At 45.2% G+C, this 20,711-nt stretch carries 17 protein-coding genes; 5 read left to right on the top strand and 12 right to left on the bottom strand.

The genetic code is table 11. From position 1 onward, the window contains the following. On the top strand, nt 1-1,326 hold the full coding sequence (locus FOT42_RS10715; RefSeq protein WP_151890567.1) for a fibronectin type III domain-containing protein: 1,326 nt from the start codon (nt 1-3) through the stop codon (nt 1,324-1,326). Between the two features lie 174 nt (nt 1,327-1,500). On the opposite strand, the gene FOT42_RS10720 is transcribed toward FOT42_RS10715, so the two are convergent. The 7 genes from FOT42_RS10720 to FOT42_RS10750 all read right to left on the bottom strand — a co-directional run bounded on the left by FOT42_RS10720 (nt 1,501) and on the right by FOT42_RS10750 (nt 14,225). After that, nucleotides 1,501-2,685: a proline dehydrogenase family protein gene (locus FOT42_RS10720; RefSeq protein ID WP_151890568.1), complete on the bottom strand. Its 1,185-nt coding sequence runs from the start codon at nt 2,683-2,685 to the stop codon at nt 1,501-1,503. Between the two features lie 236 nt (nt 2,686-2,921). Beyond that, nucleotides 2,922-4,598 carry an amidohydrolase family protein gene (locus FOT42_RS10725; RefSeq protein ID WP_226789863.1) on the bottom strand — a complete coding sequence of 559 codons (1,677 nt, stop codon included), beginning with the start codon at nt 4,596-4,598 and terminating at the stop codon, nt 2,922-2,924. A gap of 59 nt (nt 4,599-4,657) precedes the next feature. Then, on the bottom strand, nt 4,658-6,163 hold the full coding sequence (locus FOT42_RS10730) for a S10 family peptidase (RefSeq protein WP_151890569.1): 1,506 nt from the start codon (nt 6,161-6,163) through the stop codon (nt 4,658-4,660). Between the two features lie 8 nt (nt 6,164-6,171). Further along, nucleotides 6,172-7,677: a S10 family peptidase gene (locus FOT42_RS10735; RefSeq protein WP_151890570.1), complete on the bottom strand. Its 1,506-nt coding sequence runs from the start codon at nt 7,675-7,677 to the stop codon at nt 6,172-6,174. A gap of 255 nt (nt 7,678-7,932) precedes the next feature. Beyond that, nucleotides 7,933-9,354: a SusD/RagB family nutrient-binding outer membrane lipoprotein gene (locus tag FOT42_RS10740; RefSeq protein WP_151890571.1), complete on the bottom strand. Its 1,422-nt coding sequence runs from the start codon at nt 9,352-9,354 to the stop codon at nt 7,933-7,935. An 18-nt stretch (nt 9,355-9,372) separates the two neighbouring features. Next, nucleotides 9,373-12,933: a SusC/RagA family TonB-linked outer membrane protein gene (locus FOT42_RS10745; protein WP_151890572.1), complete on the bottom strand. Its 3,561-nt coding sequence runs from the start codon at nt 12,931-12,933 to the stop codon at nt 9,373-9,375. A 146-nt stretch (nt 12,934-13,079) separates the two neighbouring features. Further along, nucleotides 13,080-14,225, bottom strand: coding sequence for a FecR family protein (locus FOT42_RS10750; protein WP_151890573.1), 1,146 nt, complete (start codon nt 14,223-14,225; stop codon nt 13,080-13,082). A gap of 168 nt (nt 14,226-14,393) precedes the next feature. On the opposite strand from FOT42_RS10750, the gene FOT42_RS10755 reads away from it, so the two are divergent. The 4 genes from FOT42_RS10755 (at nt 14,394) to FOT42_RS10770 (ending at nt 16,957) form a co-directional block, all read left to right on the top strand. Further along, nucleotides 14,394-14,912: an RNA polymerase sigma-70 factor gene (locus FOT42_RS10755; protein ID WP_151890574.1), complete on the top strand. Its 519-nt coding sequence runs from the start codon at nt 14,394-14,396 to the stop codon at nt 14,910-14,912. Nucleotides 14,913-15,000: 88 nt separating this feature from the next. Beyond that, on the top strand, nt 15,001-15,942 hold the full coding sequence (locus tag FOT42_RS10760; protein WP_151890575.1) for a TerC family protein: 942 nt from the start codon (nt 15,001-15,003) through the stop codon (nt 15,940-15,942). Nucleotides 15,943-16,050: 108 nt separating this feature from the next. After that, nucleotides 16,051-16,551, top strand: a complete 501-nt coding sequence (locus FOT42_RS10765) for a DUF4760 domain-containing protein (RefSeq protein WP_151890576.1) — start codon at nt 16,051-16,053, stop codon at nt 16,549-16,551. A 139-nt stretch (nt 16,552-16,690) separates the two neighbouring features. Further along, complete coding sequence (locus FOT42_RS10770; RefSeq protein WP_151890577.1) at nt 16,691-16,957, top strand: hypothetical protein; 267 nt, start codon at nt 16,691-16,693, stop codon at nt 16,955-16,957. A gap of 26 nt (nt 16,958-16,983) precedes the next feature. On the opposite strand, the gene FOT42_RS10775 is transcribed toward FOT42_RS10770, so the two are convergent. From FOT42_RS10775 to FOT42_RS10795, 5 genes are all read right to left on the bottom strand, one after another. Then, nucleotides 16,984-17,442, bottom strand: a complete 459-nt coding sequence (locus FOT42_RS10775; protein WP_151890578.1) for an SRPBCC domain-containing protein — start codon at nt 17,440-17,442, stop codon at nt 16,984-16,986. 42 nt (nt 17,443-17,484) lie between these two features. After that, nucleotides 17,485-18,000, bottom strand: coding sequence for a hypothetical protein (locus FOT42_RS10780; protein WP_151890579.1), 516 nt, complete (start codon nt 17,998-18,000; stop codon nt 17,485-17,487). A gap of 177 nt (nt 18,001-18,177) precedes the next feature. Continuing rightward, nucleotides 18,178-18,801: a DUF4386 domain-containing protein gene (locus FOT42_RS10785; RefSeq protein ID WP_151890580.1), complete on the bottom strand. Its 624-nt coding sequence runs from the start codon at nt 18,799-18,801 to the stop codon at nt 18,178-18,180. Between the two features lie 230 nt (nt 18,802-19,031). Then, nucleotides 19,032-20,063 (bottom strand): serine hydrolase domain-containing protein, encoded by a 1,032-nt coding sequence (locus FOT42_RS10790; protein ID WP_151890581.1) that lies wholly within the window; start codon nt 20,061-20,063, stop codon nt 19,032-19,034. A gap of 166 nt (nt 20,064-20,229) precedes the next feature. Beyond that, the gene (locus FOT42_RS10795; RefSeq protein WP_151890582.1) at nt 20,230-20,709 is read right to left on the bottom strand and encodes a tryptophan-rich sensory protein; all 480 of its coding nucleotides are present in this window, start codon (nt 20,707-20,709) and stop codon (nt 20,230-20,232) included. Nucleotides 20,710-20,711: the final 2 nt, after the last annotated feature.

The following is a 20,711-nucleotide window of genomic DNA, read 5'->3' on the forward strand; positions in this document are numbered from 1 at the left end:
ATGAAAACCAAATCTTACAACATCTACCTACAAAGAACAGCGGCTGTTCTCGTGTTGGTCGCCGCGATAGCCTGTTCGTCAGGGAGCGAAGGAGAAGAAACACCTGTACCAGACGCCCAAGCACCGACCAAACCTACGGGATTGGTGGCCGAGGAGGTCACCCAGAATTCTTTGTACCTGTATTGGGAACCCGCTACCGACAATGTAAAGGTGAAGAACTACTCCCTCTACCTGAACAATCAATTTTTGGTAGGATCGGGCAAAACTTCCTATGCGCTGTCCGGTTTGGAACCTGGAAAAATGTACACATTCCAGATTCAGGCCAATGATGCGGCCGGCAACTCCTCTGAACTCAGTGAGCCCTTGATGGTATCGACCTTGGATAAACTTGAGGCAGAGCTCCAGTACGATTCCGGGAACATCGAAACCTATTTGAGAGGTTTTGTCGATAATGTACCGGGCTTTTTAGGAAGTAACTACAAAGTACCGACAGAAAATGACCTTAAACAATGGGAATTGATCATCGATGCTATCTTGGACGACAATATACAGGAAGCGGTGGAGCAAGCGGTCTATGCTAACTATCAGATAGTGGAATTCACGGATACGTTTTCCAGTCCCAATCAAGTTTTTTATGTCCTAAAGGAATTTTCCATAAGGACCAACTATTGGGGCACCTTCGTGTTCAGCAAGACCCCAAAACGCGAGAACCTTGTGCTTGCGGCCCCACATGTGCTCCATGACCAGAACACAGGCTACCAAGCGGCCTATATCTTCAGACAGAATGTGCCCAAAGCACTTTTTGTCAGTGGAGCGCATCGCTGTAACAGGGAAGAACCCGCTCCTTGTTCCGGGACCACAAGTGCCTGCAGTACCAATTCCCAGGCATATCGTATTTCCGATGTTCCCCATAGCGTAAATTCCATGTTCCAAAAGACCACCGAAATGATGTATGATGCGCTGCCCAATAGTGTCTTTGTACAATTGCACGGGTTTGATAAGGAGGCCTCCGATCCTTCTTTGATCATAAGCAATGGAACGAACAAGACCCCACAAATAGATTATGTGGCCATGTTGAGGGATGCCCTATTGCAGGAAGATAACAGCTTGACTTTCAAAATACCACATATCGATGTGAATTGGACCCGCTATGCGGCGTTTGACAATACCCAAGGCCGCTACATCAATGGTTCACCCAATGCTTGCAGTGTCGACGCTACCAATACCACTGGCAGGTTTGTCCATATTGAACAAGAAAGAGCCAAATTGCGAGCGAACGAAACAGGTTGGGCCAAGGTGAGCAACGCCCTTGAAAAGGTATTCTGACAGGTTCCATCATTTATGATGAAAAAAAGAATGTCCAAAAAGCTCATTATCTGTCAGTTCGAGTGCAGTCGAGAATATAAAGTGTGTTGATAATCAATGGGTTTCGACTGCGCTCAACCTGACAAATTCAAATTTTATTGCTTTTTGGACATCTTCTTTTTTGGGGAAGTAGGGTCATTTTGGATACTTTCTTCTGAGCAACTCTTTTTTGATCAGCTCCATTTCCCTTGATGACTGGGAACCGACGGAAGAATTTTCCTCCGCACGCCTGATCAGATACGGCATCACGTCCCGAACAGGGCCAAAGGGAACGTACTTGGTCACATTATAACCTTGTTCGGCCAGATTGTAGCTGATATTGTCGCTCATGCCGTAGAGTTGTCCGAACCAAATACGTGTATCGGAATTGGAAATGCCCCTCTCCTTAAGTTTTTTGACCAATTGAAGGCAGCTTAGTTCATTATGGGTTCCAAGGAACAGGTCGAACACATCTAGGTTTTCCAGGACATAACTCACTCCATTGTTGAAATTTTGGTCGGTGCTGGCCTTGTCCTCGCAAACCGGACTTTCATAGCCATATTCAAGGGCCCTGTCCCGTTCTTTTTCCATATAGGCGCCCCTTACCAACTTTACCCCTATCTTGATATGGTGTTGTTCGGCGAGACGTTTTAGCCACTTCAAATAATCGTATTTCTTGCTCAAATAGAGTTGTACGGTGGTGAATACGACCGTTCGTTGGGTATTGTATTTTACCATCATCTCTTCGGCAAGCCCGTCAATGGCCGCATGGCACCAAGATTCCTCGGCATCGACCATGATCTTCAAGTTATCTGTTTTGGCCACAGATTGACATATCTTTTCAAAACGGTTCCTCACCTTGTCCCATTTTTCCATTTCTTTTGTATCCAAAGGGTAGCCCTCGGATACCTTTTGGAAGAGTTCAAGATTTCCTAAACCAGAGGGTTTGAACACCAAAAAAGGAACCTGTTTCTGAAACTCCGAAAACTGGCAGATATTTAGCAAGGTTTCCAAGGTTTGGTCAAAGCTTTCTTCCGTTTCCGCACCTTCCACCGAGTAATCCAAAATCGACATGATTTCCCCACCATTGTAAAGCGCATCTATCCTAGCTTTACATTCCATGAGGTTCTCCCCACCACAGAACTGGGAAAAAATGGTCTTTTTGATGATGGGATCAATGGGCAACCTACTTTTGAAAGCGATGTTCAGCAGGGGTTTTGCCATGCGCGTGAGCCAGCCGTATTCCAGCATCCCAAAAAGAAATTTTGCCCGCAACAGCTCTTTTTTGGTCCTTGTGCCAAAAGCGATTTCCGTGTTATTGAAGTTTATAGTGTCCGACATGATGATTGCGCATTTACATACACCCCATTGATCTTGGATTTGGACCTATTGCGGATGCATAGGGACAGAACCTGACATGGGGGCTACTGATCTATAAAATTTTTAAGTTGACTTGCCTTGGTTTGGGCAATTCTGAATGAAGAAAGTATCGTGGCAACGGTATGGGTCGCCACGATACATAAAAGGGCACACTAACCTATTTCACTATAAAAACAACTCATGTTTCAGCAATCTATTTAGCCCTTTTTTCCTGGTTGTACAATTTTGTAATTGGTCTTTTCCTTTTCTTTTTCCACCATTTCCTTGACATCTTCCAAGAGCTGTTTGGCATCATAAATGATCCCATCCTTGATGGTGTATTTGACACCGCCCACCCTTTGGATGGTGTTGTCCTCCATCAATTTGATGGCCCCTGTTCCATAAAGTGTCTTCAAGTTGACCAGCGGATTTTCTTCAGTAATGACAAAATCGGCCAATTTTCCAGCAGCGATGGTCCCAATTTTATCATCCATTCCCAAAGATTCGGCACCGTTCAGGGTAGCAGCTTTGATGACTTCCAGAGGATGGAACCCGGCTTCTCTCAAAAGTTCCATTTCCCGTGGGTATGAAAAGCCATAGAGTTCATAGATAAACCCGGCATCTGTGCCAACGGTTACCCTGCCACCACGGTTTTTGTATTCATTGATGAAGGTCATCCATAACTCATAGTTCTTTTTCCAATCGATCTCGAGCTCAGTGCCCCAATAATGCCAATACGAACCGTGCGATTGCCGACTTGGGGAGTAGAACTCCCAAAGGGAGGGCAGGGTATATTCCTCGTGCCATTCGGCGCGTCTGGCGCGGGCGAGGTCCCTGTTTGCTTCGTAGATGACCATGGTAGGCGAAAGGGTGAAATCCAGTTCGAGCAGTTCGTTCATCACGGCATTCCATTTATCGGAATAAGGTTTTGCAGCTTGTTCCCACAATTGTCCCGCTTCACCAAAACGATCCTGCTCATTTTGATAATTGTAGTCCAAGGAATAGTTCTGGACCGTTCTGTCATCGAACAACGCTTCGGGTAGCCCATACCAGTGCTCCATGGAAGTTAGCCCGGCCCTGGCACTGTGGAGCACGTTCCATTGCCCCACATAGGTTTGGGAATGGTGCATTTTGGATCGTAGCCCCAGTTTCTTGTTTTCCTCCAATGCAGCTTGCATCACTTCTGGTGGAGACCCAAAGAATTTAATCCCGTCAGCACCGTTCTTCGCATTTTGTCTGACCCATTCCCTAGCTTGTTCTGGGGTGGTGATTGCATCTTTGGCATTCATGCCAAAGCGGGTATAGGCCAATATCCTAGGGGCAGTGATCTTGTTGTTGAGGCTTTTTGCCTTATGTTCCAATACCCAATCCAACCCATTGCCACAAGCAGGGTCTGCAATGGTGGTGACCCCATGTCCCATCCATAGTTTGAACACATATTCGGCCGGGGTTCCCTGCGCTGTTCCCCCAATATGGGCGTGGGTGTCCACAAACCCGGGCATAATGTACATTCCCTCGGCATTCAGTTCCTTGCCGCCTGGTTTTAGCACAGGCCTTCTGTTGGGATCGATGGGGACACCGGGATACCCCACCACCCTTACATCGGTTATGACGTTGTTCTCTACTACAATGTCCACAGGGCCTTGGGGCGGTGCCAAAGTACCGTTGATCATAGTGGCACCCCTAATGATGAGTTGGCTCCAAGGGCCTTCTCCTTCACTTCTTTCCGGTGATTTTTCAACACCCCCTGCGTAGTTTTTCTGGAATTTTTGTATAATGACACTTGGTGAAGGACCTCTATCTTCATTATTTTCATGTTGATTGTCTTGGGCATTTCCATGTAGTTGGAAGAAGCCCATGGCGAGTATCATTGTATAGCTTATAAATTTTCTCATTTTGATTTACTTTTCCATATTGATGGGTTACGAAACTGCCATCGGGTTATTGATTAGGATTAGTTGGTTCTTCTATACTGCGCTGGAACACCTTCGGCAGGCAGGGATTTGCTGATAAACTCCCTTAGGTCGTCATTGGCGGTTTTGAGATCTTCTTTTCTCAGGTACATCATATGTCCGCTTCTGTATCCTTTCCAATCCATGCGATCGCGTAATTTGCCACTGGGGTCCATTTGCCATAGGTTGTACTTGGAGTTGAAATAGTCCGTTCCTCCATCATAATATCCGGCCTGTACCAAAACGTTCAGGTAAGGGTTCTGTGCCATGGCCTGCCTCAGGTCATAACCCGTCGTGTTGTTGCTCCTGTCCCATGGACGGACCGGCCCGAACATATTGTATTTCAGGTCGGTTTCATATTTCAGATGGTTCTTGGCATAATAGTTCATGGCAGGGGTGAAGGAGTGCAACCAACTGGTAAGCTCTGCGGCGTAATCGGGTCGGCTTCCGGTAGCTTCCTTGTCGATTCCCAAATATCTGGAATCCAATCTACCTATATTGAAACCTTCATCCCTTAGCAACTCTTTCCAAAAGAAGGTTTTGGGAATGCGCAGGTTGTGTTCCAAGACGACCTTTTCCGATAGCCCGGTATATCTCGCAATTCGTGCGGCGACTTCTTTCCTCTCGGCTTCTGGAAGGAATCCTCCCTTGGAGATGGCAGGGGTGAGTTCGTCTATGGTATATTTCTCCACTTCGGGAAGCACATCGACCAAGTCTTTGGATTGTAGGTCGGAGGGCAGTTTTTTGTGGAACCAGGCTGCGGCGGTGTAATAGGGCAAAAAGTTTGCCGCTTCTGGCACAGTGCCCCTTTCTATGCCCAAGTCGGTAGGCGATACCAAAATGACCCCGTTGAGGTACATCCAATGGGAGTTTTGCAGTTCCAGGGAAAGTCCTGACACCCTTGGTGTACCATAACTTTCTCCTATGAGGAACTTGGGCGAGGTCCAACGGTCGTAGCGTGTCACAAAAGTGTTGATCCAAGTGGCCAAGTACTCAATGTCCTGTTTTACCCCAAAAAAGTTTTTCGCCTTGGTCTTGTCGTCCATCTCATCGATGGCCCTGGAATAGCCTGTGTTCACTGGGTTTACATAGACTATGTCGGCAACATCCAGGATGGAGTTAGGGTTGTCCTTGATACCGTAGGGCTGCACGGGATAGCCTTCGTCGTCAATTGCCAAGATCTTGGGACCTGTGTAGGCAATGTGCATCCAGACCGATGCGGAACCAGGCCCCCCATTGAAGGAAATGACCAATGGCCTTTTGGACCTATCGGCAATCCCGGTCCTTTCATAGTACGTAAAAAAGAGCCCAGCGATTATTTTTCCTTTTTCATCCCATACGGGCAATTTTCCCGTGGTGGCGGTATATTTTACCGGGACTCCTTTAATGGTCACCTGCCCTGGGGTAGTGACCGTGGAATCCATGTCAGTGTTCAATTGTTGTGCCTGTGTCGCATGGCTAAAAGCGATCCATACGATGGCAATTGCAAAAAATCTGTACAATTTCATAAGGTTGATCATTTGGTTTTTCGTAAATATTGTGCCGGTTGTCCATCTTTTGGGGTGGACAGCTTGATGAATTCACGGATATGCTCGTTGGAAGACTCCAAGTCCTCAGTTCGTAGGTACATCATATGTCCGCTACGGTATCCCTTCCAACTCATTCTGTCCTTCAACTTACCGCTCAGGTCCATTTGCCAGAGGTTGTACTTGGAATTGAAATAGTCCGTTGCCCCATCATAATAGCCTGACTGTACCATTACATGCAGATAAGGATTCTGTGACATGGCTTGGCGAAGATCGTCCCCAGTGGTGTTGCCACTCCTGTCCCATGGGCGGGTGTGCCCCCCGATGTAATAATCCAGATCGGTGTTATAGTTGAGGAAATTTTTGAAGTAATAATTAATGGCAGGGGTAAACGAGTGTTGCCAAGAACGGATTTCCGCTGCATAATCGGGCCGTTCACCGGAATCGTTTTTGTCGATGCCCAGATATCTGGAATCGAGCCTGCCAATGGTGAATCCTTCATCGCGAAGCAGTTCTTTCCAGAAGAATTGTTCGGGAATCCTCAGGTTGTGCTCCAAGACCACTTTTTCGGATAATCCTGAATACCGGGAAATATTTTTGGCAGCTTCTTTTCGTTCCGCATCTGAAATGGAACCTCCCTTGGCCATGATGGGGATAAGTTGGTTGAGGGTATATCGTTCCACTTCGGGCAATACGTCATCGAGGTCTTTGGATTGCAGATCCGATGGCAATTTTTTATGGAACCAGGCAGCAGCAGCATAGTAAGGTAAAAAGTTAGCAGCCTCCACAGCCGTGCCCCTTTCGATCCCAAGACCGGTCGGCGATACCAAGATGACCCCGTTGAGGTACATCCAATGGGAGTTTTGCAGTTCCAATGAAAGCCCAGAAACACGTGGAGTACCGTAACTTTCACCGATAAGGTATTTTGGGGATGCCCAACGGTTTTGACGGGTCACAAAGGTATTGATCCATGATGCCAGATATTCAATGTCCTGATTGACACCGAAAAATCTTTCCGCCACTTCTTTTTCATCCATAGTGCTGATGGGCCTGGAAAAACCTGTGTTTACAGGCTCTATGTACACGATATCGGCCACGTCCAGAATGGAATGGGGGTTTTCCTCAACGCCATAGGGCTGTACCGGGTAGCCTTCATCATCCACTTTCACGCGATATGGGCCGGTGTACCCCAAGTGCATCCAGACCGAAGCAGCCCCTGGGCCACCATTGAACGAAAAGAAGAGCGGTCTTTTGGATCTGTCCTTCACATCGGTTCTTTCGTAATAGGTAAAGTAAAGCCCGGCAATGATCTTGCCCTTGTCGTCCCACACGGGTTGCTTTCCGGCAATTGCCTTGTACTTCACTGGTTTTCCCTTGATGGTGACTTCCCCGAATGTGGCGACCGTTGAATCCATCGCCGTGTTCAGTTGTTGCGCGTTGGAAGTGATCGTGAACACAAGAAAAGCCAAGAAGATTGTGTAATTTTTTATGTTCATCTATGTTTTTTTAGTGCAGGTTGATGGTAAGTTGTGTTTATGTCAATAGATTTTAAATAATTGAAAATCAATTATTTGATTTTTGATTCATAATAAGAAAGGGCAGAGGTTGATTTTGAACGATCAAAGATAATTTAGAGAGAACACCTCCGCCCTTTTCCTAGCTAATCAATCAAACTAACGAACAAGGTCTTTGATGACCGGGACCCGAATGGATCCCGGTTTTCAATATTTGTTTTGAATGGCAACAATGGTTTAATTCACGTCCCAAAACAGTTTTGTGGTCATAAGGTCACCGCCTACGGAAGAAGCAGCACTTTCGTAGTTGGCTTGATTCAAAGTCTGTTCAGAAATTGGATAGGTCAACCGAACGGGTACTGTCGGGATAAAGGATAGTGGTGGAGCCTCAAGAACTGGGTAGTCCAATCTTCTATACTCTGTCCAGGCCTCCAATCCTTGGTTGAACAAGGCCACCCATTTTTGCATGCCTATTTTCTCTTCCCATGTTCCGGGGGCCGTGGCATAGTCCACATCGGGGTTGGCCAAGTACGCATCTGCACTATCCGCAAGACCATAATAGTCAAAAGAGGCACGAATGGCTTCAGTGTAGTGACCGGCGGCATCGGTAACCCCACCTATTCCCCTTTCTGCAGCTTCGGCCAAAAGGAATTCCACGGATGCATAATCCATAAAGATTACCGGTGTTGTGGGCTGATAGAACAATGTGCCGAAACGGGAATAATCAAAATAGGTCACGGCAAGGCCCGAAGGAGATCCCAAATAGACTCCATCCGTCCCATCCACTTCTTGAAAGAATACGGCCCTTCTTGGGTCTTCCAAAGTGTTCATGTAATCCACGAAAGGTTCGCATCCTACAAAGTCCCTACGGTTTCCAACGGCAAGGTCGGTCCATAGTTCTGCCGTGTTGGGCTGGGATTCCAAATGCTCCACTTCCGCCACATCGGCATTGGAAGAGAAGACATTGGGAAGGGCAGCTGTAATGGCTTGGGTTCCCAATGTAGCATCGGCATCAATGACCCTCATTCCCATTTGGAACAAAAGTGAGCTCCCAAACTTTTTCCAGCCGGTTACATCACCATTGTACAGAATGTCCTGGCTCCATGAAGCCTGGCCTTCATCCAAAGCGTTGATGGCAGCCGTCAAACGTGAAATAAGGTCTTCGTAGATCACTTCGTCTGCATCGTAAGCAGGTGAGATGTTATCATAGTCCAATGCTTGGGAGTAGGGGATGTCCCCAAAGGATTCAACAAGTTTGGCATAGGTGAAGACCGTCATGATCTCAATGATTGCCAACTGGTTGGCCGCCACTGCGGCATTGGTTGGGGGATTGGCCTCGATGACCTGGGCACTTTGGTCCAAGTTGATCAAGACCCCCATATAAACATTGTCCCACGTAAAATTGGAATAGTAGGTGGTCCCTTCGTTATAGGTGACCGATGATATCTGCTGAACCAGCAACCTTGTGGTGTTGAACGGGTTGCCGTTTGCACCATAGGTAATGCCGCTCAATAGGTCCGACATGTTTTTTACGGCATTGTTGAAGAAGTTTTCCGCAGGAGCTTCGGTGGCGTTCTTGACATCCACGTTCATATCCTCCAAATCTCCAGAGCACGAAAAAAACAGGGCTATTAGAAATATGACAATATAGTTTTTCATAATTTATTTTTTTCTGGTTTAGAATTGAACTTGAAGGTTAAAACCAAGATTTTTGACCGTCGGGAGCACACCATTCTGTGAACCTTGGAGGTTTCCTGAACTCAAGCCCGCTTCTGGATCGGCATAAGGAAGGTTCTTGTGTATGATCCATAGGTTGGAACCTACCAATCCCAACTTAAGCGATTGGATGCTGAGCTTTTCCATGAATGCCATTTTTGGGAAACTGTAGTTGAGTGCAACTTCCCTTAGCTTCACGTAAGAAGCATCGTAGATGAAATACGCTTGAGGGGCCCTTGTGCTACCGGTCGCATTTTGGTAGTGGTCCATTGCGGTCCTTACCGTGTTCGGAGAACCATCTGGGGCCACCCCAGGGAGAATGATACCTCCACCATTTGCCAACGAGTTCCTTATGGGGTTGCCCAAATCGTTGAGTCCAACGGACCATGCATATAGGCCTGACCTGTTTCCGGTGGAGATGTCATTTGAAAACACATCGCCTCCACTTTGGATATCGATCAAAAAGCTCAGATCAAAGCCTTTATATTTGAATGAGTTGGTGATACCTGCGGTCCAGTCAGGGGTGATATTACCGATGACGTTGTTCGAGGTAGAGGTACGCTCATAGGCACCGGTGGTCTGGTTGATCAGAGGTTTTCCATCCACATAGATGTAATCCGTTCCTTGGATGGTCCCATAAGGCTCGCCCACAGTGGCGTTTATGGACACACCGCTGACGCTGCCGAGCTGAAGATTGCTCCCGCCCTCAAAAAGGGAAAGTACCTCACTTTGGTTTTTGGCCCAGTTCACATTGGCCCTCCATTGAAAGTCACCGGTTGGGATGATGGATCCATCCAATGCAATTTCGATCCCTTTGTTCTCCACTTCACCCGCATTGACGAATTTTGAGGAATATCCCGTGGCTGTAGAAATGGCAACAGGGATGATCTGATCTTTGGAATTGGTCTTGTACAACGAAAGATCCATTCCAATACGGCTGTTCAAGAACCTCATTTCCAGACCAGCTTCCACACTGACCGTTGTTTCGGGCAGTAATGCCGAATTGTTCTTGGTGGCATTGGTACCGTACAAAGGCACTGCTCCAAAGGGAGTGGGCTTGTTGAGTACATCCACCAAACTGTTGGCAGGAGCGGAACTTCCGACTTCTGCATAGTTTAGGCGAAGTTTGCCAAAGCTCAACCAGCTTTTTTCAATCAAGTTGGAAAAAACAAAACTGGAAGAAATGGATGGGTAGAAATAGGTACTGTTCTCTGAGGGCAAAGTCGAAGAGTGGTCAAACCTTCCGGTCAGATCCATATAGATCAAGTTGTCATATCCGAAAGAAGCCAGACCATAAAAACCGTCCACGCCCACTTTTTCAACACTTTCCACTGGAGCAGGGGGAAGGTTCAATGAATTGGATAGGGAATAAAGTCCGGCCAATACCAATCCGCCGTTGGTCTCGGCATAGATGGAGCTTAAATCTGTTCTCCTGATGTTGGTACCAAGCACTCCGCTGATGTTCAACTTGTCGGTCACATATTTGTTGAAGTTCAACATCAGGTCATAGTTTTCCTCACTAAAGTTGACATTCCTTCGGGAATATCGTCCAACAGCTCCGGCCGTGCCTTTGTTGTTCCTTTCTTCCTGGATGAAGGAGTAGGTGTCCAAGGAAACCCTTCCCTCGATGTTCAGCCAATCGGTGAACTTATATTTTACGGAGACATTTCCAAAAACCCTGCTACGGGAATCGTTCTGGTAGTTTTCATATACGACCCAATAAGGGTTGTCTATGGTACCTCCCATAAAGGGATCTACGTTCAGGCCTGTATTGAAATAAGCATCCTTCAATTCGTCGATCCCTACGTTCATGGCCCAATATTTCCTCATGGAGGAGATTACGTTTTGCGCATTTGCACCTGTCTCGTTACCGGTACGGTTCCTTCCCAGTGCATCCGTCAAGATGTAATTGGCGCTACCGCTCACGGATAGTTTGTCGGTAACATCGAAAGAGGTATTGATGGAAATGTTGTCCCTGTTCAGGTTGCTGTTGGGCATGATGCCCTCTTGGCTGAAACGGGTATAGGCAATCCGATAGGTGGCTTTTTCGCCACCACCGGCAACTGCAATACTGTTTGTGGTGGTTATTGGGGTCTCAAAGAAATCGATCAACTTGCTATTGGGAGCTTCCCATGGAGTGGGCTGTAAATAATAGGGAGAACCTTCATAGAAGGAATCCCATTGATAGACCAACAAATTTGAATCGAAAGGGGCTCCATATGATCCATAGGCAGTTGCGGGAGTTACCAAATCAAGCTCGCCATCGCCGTTGGCATCTCTATCCACGAAATAGCTATCTCCTCCACTGCCATAAATGGCCCCGTAACCTGTACCGTATTCGTATTGGAAATCTGGCCAAGTAGATTTGTCTATCCAACCAGAAGTAATACTGGAGTTGATGGTGATCGTGGGCTTTTGTTTTGCGCCGGCACCAGATTTTGTGGTGATGATCACGGCTCCGTTTGTTGCTCTAGATCCATAAAGTGCTGTTGCGGCGGCGCCTTTCAGTACGTTGATGGATTTAATGTCGTTCGGGTTGATGTCAGAAGCCATGTTGCCATAGTCAAAACCTCCTGTACCACTTTGCTGGGCCGAAGTATTGAAGTTGGAATTGCTCACGGGCACACCATCGACCACGAAAAGCGCTTGGTTGTTCCCGGTCAAGGATGTACTGCCCCTGATGACCACGTTGGTAGAACCACCCATGTTGGTGTTCCTTTTGATCTGCACCCCTGCAATTTTACCCGAAAGTGAGTTGACCACGTTATCGGTCGGGGTTCTGTTCACCTCTTCGCCATCAAGTTCCTGGGTAGCGTATCCAAGGGACTTTTTTTCCCTGGAAATACCTAGGGCGGTGACCACTACTTCATCCAATTGGGAGGAGTTTTCTTCGAGTGTGATGGTCATTGGCGAGGTTCCGGTCACTTCAACTTCGGCCGTTTTAAAACCAATATAGGAAACAACGAGAATGGCACCTACTTCGGCCTCAACGGTAAAATTTCCGTCAAAATCAGTTTGTGTTCCTTCTGTGGTTCCTTTTACCATAATGTTCGCGCCCAAAAGAGGCATGCCGGCATTGTCCACGACACTGCCCGTCACCGTGCTCTGCAAAACTGGGGTCGTGAGTGGTTCCACAGCAGCTCCCTGATCAGGGCGGAAATTTGGGGATTTCATCAAAATGATCTGCCGCCCCCTGACTTTATAGACCACAGGCATGTTCTTGAACAAAAGGGTGAGTACCTCGTCAAGGTTTTGGTTGCTCGTCCGTAATGTGACCTTCTTTTGTAGGGGAATTTGGTTGTATTCGTACATGAATCGATACTCTGAGAGGGATTCAATTTCTCCCAGGGCCCTTTCAAGGGTAACTCCTTCCAGTTCAAGGGATAGCTTGTCCCCTTGGGAACCTGATCCTGCTTGAAGCTGGAAAATTGAAGCGATAATCAGAAAAATGGTCAGTTTGGTTGGTAAACCATTCTTCAAGAATCCCTTCAGAAAAAGAAATCTAGATGGTTTTTTTTTCATAATTTTGAGTGATTTAAATTAGTTTGAATCGTTATTTATTACACAGTTTGAGAGAGGGAATGGGCCAACATTCCCTTTTTTGTGTATTATTTTCAAATACTATGTCATAGGCAAGAGGTTTTTTCAGTATTCATATTTATTTAGGTTCAGTTGATTACAATCTCTTTGATTTGGTTGGTATTGTTGTTATTGATCTCATATTTAAAGGGGGCAATGATGTTCAGTGCTTCCAATACGTCCTCGATTTTTTCCACCTTTCTGTTGTAGCGCGCATTGAATGCCCTTCCTTCCAATCCAGTGTTATTGTTGATGATGCTCACGTTGTAGACCCGTTCCAGTTTTGTCAGAAGTTCTGAAAAAGGGGTGTCCCTGAACACGATCTCGCCATTGAGCCAGCTGGTATAGAGCAGGGTATCCACTTCTTCCACACTCATACTTGCCTGTGTCTTGCTCCAAGACCCTTTGTTGCCGGGCTGCAGCAATACTTTGTTTTCTGGGTTGGAAGTATGGGATAGGCTCACGGAACCTTCCACCAAAACAGTGTTGATGGTGCTCTGCTCTTCATAGGCGGTCACATTGAACTCTGTTCCCAATACTTGGACGGCCACTTCTTCGGAATTGACGATGAAGGGGTGTTCCTTGTCCTTGGATACCTTAAAATAGGCCTCGCCGTTCATGGTCACTTCCCGGTTGCCCTTACTAGGGAACTTAACGGGATATGTGATATGTGTGCCGGAATTCAATTGTATTTCCGTACCATCGGACAGTACAAGGGTGAACACTTTGCCATAGGGCACATGGAGTTCGTTGAACACGGGATTGTCTGTCTTGCCGGCTTCATAAGTAAGGGTGTTCCCTTCCTGAACGGCCACCACTTCGCCCGAGGCCAGTACAATGGACTGCTTTTTGCCCTCCATTATGGTTTTTACGGCATCTCCGGTATTGAGGGTGATGGTATTTTCAGGAACCGCTTGTTCATTGGGATGTAGGGTCAATTTGAGGGCGATTCCCAGGGAAACCACTCCTATAAATATGGCGGCATATTTAAGGATGGTGGTCATGGGCAGTTTTCTTACTTTTTTTCCGGGTAGTCGTTTCTGTAGATCGGCCCAGTCTTGCTCCACATCCAATATTTCCATGAACTCGAGGGCTTCATCGACCAGTCCTTCTTCCCGAATTTTATCCAACAGTTCTTTATCGGCTTCGGAAAGGCCGATATTGGGAACATTGCCAGAGTTTTCTGGCGTTTTCAGCTTTTGTAGGTACTTCTGCAGTTGCTCCTTCTTGGACATGGAAAAGGTTTTCTTTATTTATTAGTTGTCTTTTTTAATGAACAGGGTGACAGAAGAAACTTTTTTTTTAAAAACGTTAATTTTTGATCCTCAAAGTATTATTTGTCCAACATTAAATTTATATTTCCTTAACTTTAAGTCTCCTAATAACCCCCAAACCCAAAGCATATGACCAATAAGGTAGAGGAGTTATTTAAAAATAACTACGCTTTATTATGTCTGGTCTCTTTCTCCATTGTGAAGGATAGGGATGCTGCAAAGGATATTGTACAGGATTTTTTTGTTTCCTTATGGAACAAGAGGGATACCCTGAACATTACAACATCCTTTGAGGCCTATGCTAGACGATCTGTAAAAAACCTGAGCCTGCTGTATCTTGAAAAGGAAAAAAAAGTAAAAAAGATGGGGCATGAACTGGATCTGGGAAGGGAAGATATCCAGCCCCTATTGGACAAGCCCAAGAAAAACAGCAAGCTCTATGACCTGCTGAACCAAATGCCCGACAAGAGAAAGGAGATCTTTATCTCTTTTGTGGTACAGGGCAAGAGCTATTCCGAGATTGCCGAATCCAACGGAGTTTCCATCAACACGGTGAAGACCCAAATGAAAAGGGCCTATGCTTTTCTTCGGACTCACAAGAAACAGGATTTTATATCCGTGATCCTGATTTCCTGCTCGTTTTTTTGATTTCCCGTCTGTTAAAGGATTCTTATTTTGCTGACGACCCTCTCTTTGTTATATGGGGATTGATTAGTTTTGCCACAAAATAGAATGTATGCTGGTTTGGGCGCTTTTCATTGCTGCAATATTGGTTTTTTTGGCTTTGGACCTTGGGGTCTTTAATAAAAATGCGCATATCATAAGCGTCAAGGAGGCTTCCATGTGGACGGCCATTTGGATCACCATGTCCTTCATTTTTTCCGGAGTGGTGTATTGGCTATATTCCAGCGGAAGTATCGAAAATGCCGACCAACTCACGCCCACGGGGGCCAGCATGAAATTCATCACGGGTTACCTCATAGAACTGTCCCTGAGCATAGACAACATTTTTGTCATCGCCATCATCTTTACCTCGTTCAACATTCCGCAGCGCTACCAGCACAGGGTATTGTTCTGGGGAATCCTTGGGGCCATCGTGTTCAGGGCGCTGATGATCTTTTTTGGTATCGCCATCATCAAAAAGTTCAGTTTTGCCACCTATCTCTTCGGGGCCTTTTTATTGATCACGGCCTTTAGGATGCTTTTTTCCAAGGAAGAAGCGTTCAATCCCAAAAAGTCCTTTATCTATAGGAACCTCAGAAAAGTAATGCCGATAACCTCCCATATGCAGGGGCAAAAATTCTTTGTGAAACTCAAGCATATCACTGCGGCAACCCCCCTGTTCATGGCGTTGGTGGTGATTGAGTTCACCGATATCCTCTTTGCATTGGACAGTGTTCCGGCCATATTGGCCATTACCTCCGACCCATTTTTGGTGTTCAGTTCCAACATATTTGCCATCTTGGGGCTCCGGTCCATGTATTTCTTCTTGGCCCATATGATCAATAGGTTCAGTTACCTCAAATACAGTTTGGTGGCCATTCTTATCTTCGTTGGCATCAAGCTCATCTTGGCGCACCATTACACCTTCCCGGAATGGCTCTCCCTTGGGTTCATTGCCCTGGCTCTTATTTTGGGGGTGGTGGTCTCTTTGAGCAGGGATTCCTCCAAAGAGTGAGCCCCTTCTGGGAAGCCAACGGGCAGAAAAGCTCAGTTCGTATGTTCCTTTTGCCTAACTTTCAGCGACCGACCAACGCTTTTTTGGTAGATTAAATACAATATTGGTATGGAGTTGATGGACTTTCTTTCGGGGATAGGTGGTTTTTTGATCGCTGCGATCACCATCTACCTCACCGTTAGGCATTTTATGACCTCGAAGACAATTTCTTACATTGAACGGATGAACACGGGTGAAATGGCCCAGATCAGGGCCGAAATAGACCAATGGATGTCCTCGGACAAAACCGATGCGGAAAAATGTGAAATTGCCGAGAGGGACAAGGAACTTTCGGCCAAGCTGATGATGTGGATCAATATTTTCACCGAAATAGGGATTTCGTACAAGCAACGCATCATCCGCAGAAAACTGACCCGTGAACTTTTCTACCCCATGGTGCCCAATTACTGGCGTGATCTATTGTTTTATATTGACCACAAGCGCCAAAAAGGCCATGCCATTGGCTACTATTTTGAGTACTTGGCCAATGAGGTCCGAAAGATGGAGGGCAAGAACAGGTCCAACCTTCTTAAAAGGTATGCCTATATGAAAACGAAAGATGATCAATAGGGTATCCTGAACCACAATGTTAATATAATGTAACTTAATTGTGAATTTATTTGCTTGATAAAGCTATTTTTGCCGTAAAAGCTTGGAATTGGAAATTCACTGGAAATCTTTAGGAAAAAATCCCCTCCATCGGATAAACTTGGAATACGCATTGCAATTGCAGGTCAGGATGATCCTTATCAAAAAAGCCGAGCATTTGATGGACTATCTTTCCTTGGTCGTGGTTGAGGCAAATGCCGAGGAAGGAACTTTCTGCATTGGCAAGGATACTCCCGAACCCCTGTATTCCATCCTTGCAAGGAATTTTGACCCAACCGATTCTTTTGTAACAAGCCATATCCAAGAGGAAAATAGCACGCTTTTGGCTTACTTTCAAGCTTCAAACCCGCTTCCAGCATCTTTTTAAACTTTTTTGGCGTTCCTACGCAAACCTTATTTTTCCGAAAGCTCCTTTAATTTGTCCAGGGCCTTGGGCCAAGTGGTGTTGAAATAATCAAGGTATTCATCGGTTGTGTCACTTTCCGTGGTCACCGTGGTCACCCCGTTGTGCTCATGGAAGGAATAATTTTCCAGCCAGCCAGCCCATTTTTCCACTTCGGGACCCTCGGTTATCTCATTCTCACCGTCCAAAATCCCATAATGGCGAATGGAAACAAACTGAAATGGGACGTTGTCCGCAATCTCAGATACCATTCCGCCCCTTTTACCATTTTCATCCGTTCCCACAAAGTAGATCTTTGATCCCTTTTTCCAGCTCCCTTCATAGGTAGAGGTCGGGTTGAACTCGGCCGTCCATTGCTCGTAGGTTTCGATGTGGTCCAAACCGAGCATGGTGTTATACACCTTCTCGGCAGATGCGTTGATGTCTATTTGAAACTGTATTTTTTTCATGGGTTGTGGATGGGTTTAAAATGATGTTTTATGGGTAGAAGTTTATTCGATAGTTAGTGTGTAATTGATATTTTGCATACGGACTAATTTGTACCTTCTGTTTCTTGCCCATTTTGATTTGAATATTATACTTTCAACTAAACCGTATTCAGGATCGTCGTAGGCGTAAGTGTAAGTAAATTTGAATATGCTTTGAAGGGCTGTATTGACCAAATTTTCAGGATGTTTTTTTATCTTCAATTCAACCTGACCAATGATTTTTTTCTTGTTGTTTTTATAGTAATACAGATCGACAGTCTTATATAAACTATCAATCGAAATAGGTTTGATTTTTACGACTGCTTCAGGTTGATAGCCTATTTTTGCTTTGTATGTTATTGAATGTGAATAAATGAATTTTATGGTTTCTGATTTTTGGTCAATATCAAAAACGTGTTGAACTTTTCGTTTTGGATCATGGATATATCCGCGGCCATCATAACCGAATTTTAAAAAGTAAGTAGGGTCCGATTTGTTGGTGAAAATTATGGACTCCCCACTTCGATCTTCGTTTTTCATTTCATAGACGGTAAGCAGATCAAACTTGTAAGTTTGACAAAAGCAAAGTGAACTGACCGATAATAAAATAAAAGATAAACGACTACCCATTTTTATAAAATTTCTGCCAGCGGTTGATATATGAAGCGTTGTGGCCGAATGGAGACAATGGTTTCATATACTGTTTAAGGCCTTTCCTTATGTTTTTTCCTTTGTCTTTCCACCTTTGATTAAAAGCCATAGCGCAAATGACATTTCTCCCAGAATGCTTGGGATAGCAACCAAAATTAATAATACTGAGGCGAAGTCAGCATAATTGGAAAGTGAAAAATGGGCGACAGTATCGACAACGTACATAACTCCTGCAATAACAAGAAAAACTTTGATGAAGCGTGGGACAATGGCTATCTTGCTCAAGAGTATAAGATGTATTCCAAAGAAAAAAAGCCCAATCAACCAGATGTAATTGAACGTGTCAACTTGTACAAGTATATCGTCCGGTGTTGTTTTTTTGAGTGCAAGTGGCAGTGCAAAAATGGCAACTCCCATTATTGCAGCGTGCATCATTCTAAAATAGGTACTTAAAACAGTCAAAGAATGATTTTTGTATAGTTCCTTTAATGCCCATGCAACGACAACATCAAATACTACTGTAATGAGGAAAGCCAGTATCCCCATCCTTACCATTAAGCCATTATTCTCTACAGTTTCAATTGGGGTTTGAATAATGGATTCAAGTGCAAAGAAATTTGCGAAAATTGCTGCAAAAAATATGATCAAATAGCCTATACCAACAATTTTGGATAAAACTCTAGTGTTCATAATTATTTTTTCTTTTGATGAAGGCTAATGGTTTGGTCATGTGGAGTACGGGACTTTGAAATCTTTCACTGTCAGGCTGCCTCTGGGCCGATTCGTTTATTCATATTTTGGTTTTATGGCCAAATCATCAAAGACAAATTGGCGTTGTCGCCACGACGAACTGCGGTGATTTACCCACATAACACCGTAACTTCATAAAATAAGCAGGTTGCATATGGCTTTTGTTGTGACTAGTTTTTATTTCGAATTATTTTGGCAATTCTATTATTAATGATTTCAGATAAATTCCAATTGTACAGTTTAGGGTCGGTTGTGCTGTAGAATGCAACAACGACAGCATCAAGATCCTTATGATATTTTGCAAAACTCTGGTATCCCGGAACCCAACCTGCATGTTCATATTCATAAACGGAGGTATATATTTCCTGTTCTCCCGGTTCAAACACGGTTCCATCGTTCAGTGCCCTTAAAAATGTACCTACGTCTTCTGCTGTGGCCAGCATACCCTGTTCATCTGTCTTAAGATCATGGGGGTGTCCTACATGATAGCCACTCATCACGTCATCTATGTTCACTTCATTGAGTGAACCGAAGGTATGGTCTAGATGTAGCGGCGTTAGAATTTCTTCCTGGATGAACTGAAAGTTGTCATAACCTAGTACGTCATCCATTATCTTATTGAGCAACAGGTAATTTGTGTTGCAATATTCGTAGTCTTTTCCGGGTTCAAAATTGGCTGGCTTGTCCAAGATCAATGCAAGACTTTCTTCATAGGATTGGGTTGGAGCTGCCCAGAAGTTCGGGGAATCCGTAAAATTGGGAAGGCCGCTTCTATGTTGTATCATCAACCTCAGGGTGATTTTCTCGGCATTTTCAATTCTTCCCACAAGTTCAGGTAAATAATCAGCGATGGTTTTATCCAAAGAAAGGCGGCCGGCACTTACCAATTTGGTGACTGCCACGGCATCATATAGCTTACTGATACTGGCAATTTTAAACAAGGCCTGGGGTTGGGCAGGTACCTTGGATTCCCGATTGTGCCAACCGGAAGCATAATACTGGGGCGGTTTGCCCGTTTGGTCTATATAGACGATCATCCCGTCAAACCCATGACCTATTGCTTCATCCAACTGTTCCTGAACCGGGTCCGGAAGGGGTAGTATCCATGCCTTTACCAGAAGCCACGGTACAAAAAACAGCGATACTATTGTTCCAATCAACAATGCGACCCTAATTATTCGTTTTTTTTTCTTTTGTGTCATATTAGTTTGGTAAAAAAGTTTATAAAGTTGGCCACAACGGCCCGGCAATGCAAAGTTTGACGGTTAATTTAGCAAGTTCATGGCAAACTGAAAATCCCAATAAAAACAAGACTGACGAAGCAATTGGTCCTGACCAAATGTTGCACCTTCGTCTTTTGTCGTGCTTTTAAATCAACTTCCCAAGTTTCATTTCTCCAACAACGATCAGACTTGCAAAAGCGGTCCATACAATGACAGGAACTGTCAACAATGCGGCTGTCGTGTTTATCGGTAAAAGTTTATAAACGACCAGCGCGGCAAACAGAATCACCACGATATTTCCCCATAGCCCGAACCACAGTGCCGAAATATGGGTCACTTTGGCAAGGCCCAACGTATAGTAGGCGTATGTCGCGCAAAGAAACGCAAGCCCGAACAACCACCATTGATAACTGCCAAACCCGGTTTGGATGAGATGGTAACGCCCTATCCCAAGAAGCGTGAACAGTACAAACCAAACAATGGGTATCACAAACCCAGGTGGCGCATACCAGAGCTTGGGGGTTTCGGCATTTTCAAAGTTTAGCCCGATAAAGGGTGCCGGAATATTCACTACGATCAAAATAGCGTAGAAAATAAGAATACTAAGAACTAAGGACCATATCATGT

Origin of the sequence: Flagellimonas hadalis (assembly GCF_007785775.2) — a bacterium.
Taxonomy (GTDB): Bacteria; Bacteroidota; Bacteroidia; order Flavobacteriales; family Flavobacteriaceae; genus Flagellimonas; species Flagellimonas hadalis.